5 protein-coding genes are annotated in these 2,773 nt (G+C 69.2%); 4 read left to right on the top strand and 1 reads right to left on the bottom strand.

The features are described 5' to 3' along the window. The coding region (locus VF536_RS18560; protein WP_331616342.1) for an SAM-dependent methyltransferase at positions 1–378 on the bottom strand (378 nt) is incomplete at its 3' end. On the opposite strand from VF536_RS18560, the gene VF536_RS18555 reads away from it, so the two are divergent. From VF536_RS18555 to VF536_RS18540, 4 genes are all read left to right on the top strand, one after another. After that, positions 377–796 carry a YraN family protein gene (locus VF536_RS18555; protein WP_331616341.1) on the top strand — a complete coding sequence of 140 codons (420 nt, stop codon included), beginning with the start codon at positions 377–379 and terminating at the stop codon, positions 794–796. The two genes, VF536_RS18560 and VF536_RS18555, sit on opposite strands and share 2 nt — an antisense overlap. 24 nt (positions 797–820) lie before the next feature. Then, positions 821–1,390 (top strand): SIS domain-containing protein, encoded by a 570-nt coding sequence (locus VF536_RS18550; RefSeq protein ID WP_331616340.1) that lies wholly within the window; start codon positions 821–823, stop codon positions 1,388–1,390. 56 nt (positions 1,391–1,446) lie between these two features. Further along, positions 1,447–2,088 carry a BON domain-containing protein gene (locus VF536_RS18545; protein ID WP_331616339.1) on the top strand — a complete coding sequence of 214 codons (642 nt, stop codon included), beginning with the start codon at positions 1,447–1,449 and terminating at the stop codon, positions 2,086–2,088. Positions 2,089–2,420: 332 nt separating this feature from the next. After that, entirely contained in the window at positions 2,421–2,768 is a 348-nt protein-coding gene (locus VF536_RS18540) for a hypothetical protein (RefSeq protein ID WP_331616338.1), read from the top strand. Positions 2,769–2,773 lie beyond the last annotated feature (5 nt).

Raw genomic sequence — 2,773 nt, 5'->3', positions numbered from 1 at the left:
GCCGGCCTTCGCCGCCGCGGCCACCAGCACCGCGCCCGGATCCGAGATCGCCGGCGTGCCCGCGTCGCTCACATACGCGATGCGTTCGCCCGCCAGCAGCCGCGCGACCAGTCCTTCCGCCGCCTGCTGCTCGTTGTGCTGATGCAGCGCCACCAGCGGCTTGTGCAATCCGAGCCAGCGCAGCAACTGAGCGCTGACGCGCGTGTCCTCGCAGGCGACCGCGTCGACCAGGCCCAGCACGTGGATCGCGCGCAGGCTGAGGTCGGCGAGGTTGCCGATCGGGGTCGCGACGACGTAGAGCGTGCCGCCCGGGTGTTGCTGATGTCCGGCCGCGGCAGAGGCGGCGGCGATCAGCGAAGCGGACGGGGACGTCGACATGTTCAAGAAATTCTCCAGGGGAAGCGCGGACACCACCGGTGCCGTGGACAAGCAGGCCCGCGGCGCCGAGGCCGAACAGCGCGCGCTCGACCATCTGCGGCGCCAGGGCCTGCGGCTGGTGGCGCGCAATTATCGGGTGGCGCGCGGACCGTCCGCGCGCGGCGGCGAGGTGGACCTGATCCTGCGCGACCGCGACGGGACGCTGGTCTTCGTCGAGGTCCGCGCCCGGGAAGGCGATGCCCATGGCGGCGCGGCGGCCAGCGTGACGCGGGCCAAGCAACGGCGTGTGATCTTTGCCGCGCAATGTTTCCTGCGCACGCAGGCCGTGCTGCCGCCTTGCCGCTTCGATGTCGTGGCCATCGACGGCGACGGCATCGAGTGGCTGAAAGGCGCCTTCGACGTGCCGGCGGAGCATTGAGACGCCTTTATCATCCCCGCACCTATGTTGGAACAACGCATACAACAACAATTCTTCGAAAGCGCGGACCTGCTGTACCAGATCGCCGAGGGCCTGTCGCGCCCGCTGGCGGTCGCGGCGCAGATGATGGTGGACGCGCTGACGGGCGGCGGCCGCGTGCTGAGCGCGGGCCTGGGCATCTCGGCCGCGGACGCGACCTACATGGCCTCGCTGCTGTCCGGCCGCTTCGAACAGGAACGCCCCGGCCTGGCCGCGATGGCGCTGGACGCGCAGGCGCAGGGCTACGCCGATCCGGCGTCCGCGCTGATGCGCCAGATCCAGACCTTCGGCCATCCGGGCGATCTGCTGCTGCTGTTCGAGGCCCAGGCCAGCGGCGCCGCCGCCGCGCTGCTGCAGGTGGCGCACGGCCAGGAGATGAGCGTGATCGTGCTCAGCGGCACCCAGGACGACGAGTGGCGCGGCACGCTGCTCGACACCGACGTGCAGCTGCGCGTGCCGCACAGCCGCTTCGCGCGGGTGGCGGAGGCGCACCGGTTGCTCTCGCACTGCCTCAGCGACGCGATCGACCTGCAGCTGCTCGGCGCGGGCGAATGACCTTGAACCCGACGGCGATGCCGACGACCTCCCTCCCGACCTCGAAGGACCTCCCGATGACCCAGACCCGTTGGACCCGCCGCCTGATCCTTGCCGCCGCGCTTGGTGGCGCCCTGCTGCAGACCGCCTGCGTGCCGCTGATCGTCGGCGGCGCCGCGGTGAGCGGCGCGCTCGTGGCGACCGACCGCCGCACCTCCGGCACGCAGCTCGAGGACCAGGGCATCGAGCTCAAGACCTCCAACCGCATCCGCGAACAGCTCGGCGACCGCGTGCACATCAGCGTCAACAGCTACAACCGCATGGTGCTGCTGACCGGCGAGACCCGCAACGACGAGGACAAGGCCGCCGTCGAGCGCATCGCACAGGGCGTCGAGAACGTCAGCACCGTGCTCAATGAAGTGGGCGTCGGCATGCTGAGCTCCTTGTCCAGCCGCGCCAACGACGTCGCCATCGCGGCCAAGGTCAAGGCCAGCCTGGTCGATGCGAAGGATCTGATCTCGAACGCGTTCTATGTGGTGGTCGAACGCGGCAACGTCTACATCATGGGCCGCGTGACCGAGCGCGAAGCCAACCGCGCGACCGAGATCGCGCGCGGCGTGCGCGGCGTCCAGAAGGTCGTGCGCGCGATGGAGATCATCAGCGAGGCCGAGCTCGCCGCGATGGGCCAGACGCCGGTCAAGGCCAAGGACAGCCAGTGACCGGTCGCCGCGGGTTGACCGGTCGTCCTGGCCGGTCGTGCTGAGCGGTCGTCCTGAACGCTGCCTTGATCGTCCGGCGCGCCGCGCCGGCCGCATCCACCCTCGAAGGGACCGCCACGGCGGTCCTTTTTTCTTGTCGCAACGCCTGCGCCGGAAAAAGGGGCGCATCAGTGTCGGGTGCCCCGTGGGCGGTGCGATCTCGACTCGTCGCTTTTGAGCTTTTTTGCGAGTCCTTTGACTTGCCTCACACATGAAGGCAATCGCTGCTGACGGATCGGCCAGCGCTGCTCATGATCGCGCCTCCCTCAATAAGCAAAGCGGAGGCCGAGTCGATGTACTTTCCCTATCTCCATGGCAAACAGAAGGAGGTGCTGGCCTTGCGGCACCTCGCGCCACTGCTCGGATCGGAAGCGCGATTGCAGCCGGTGCTGGAGCCGGTGCGCCAGGCGACGACCTCGGTGCGGCACACGCTCGAGGCCTGCGAGGCGCATCGGCTCCAGGTCTGGCTGGTGATCAACCCGGTGCGCCAGGATTTCGAACTGCTGGCGCCGGCGCAGTCGCTGGAATGGGGCCGCCAGCTGTTCACGTCCCTGCCCACGCGGCAATGGATCCATCCGACCCTGATGCTCGGCCCGGCCTTGACGCCGGCGGTGTTGCGGCGCTTCGTGCAGCTGTTCTGATCTAG

Origin of the sequence: Roseateles sp., assembly GCF_036486225.1 — a bacterium.
GTDB lineage: Bacteria > Pseudomonadota > Gammaproteobacteria > Burkholderiales > Burkholderiaceae_C > Roseateles.
Note: the sequence above shows the minus strand (reverse complement) of the source record. Positions and strands in the feature narration are given on the sequence as shown.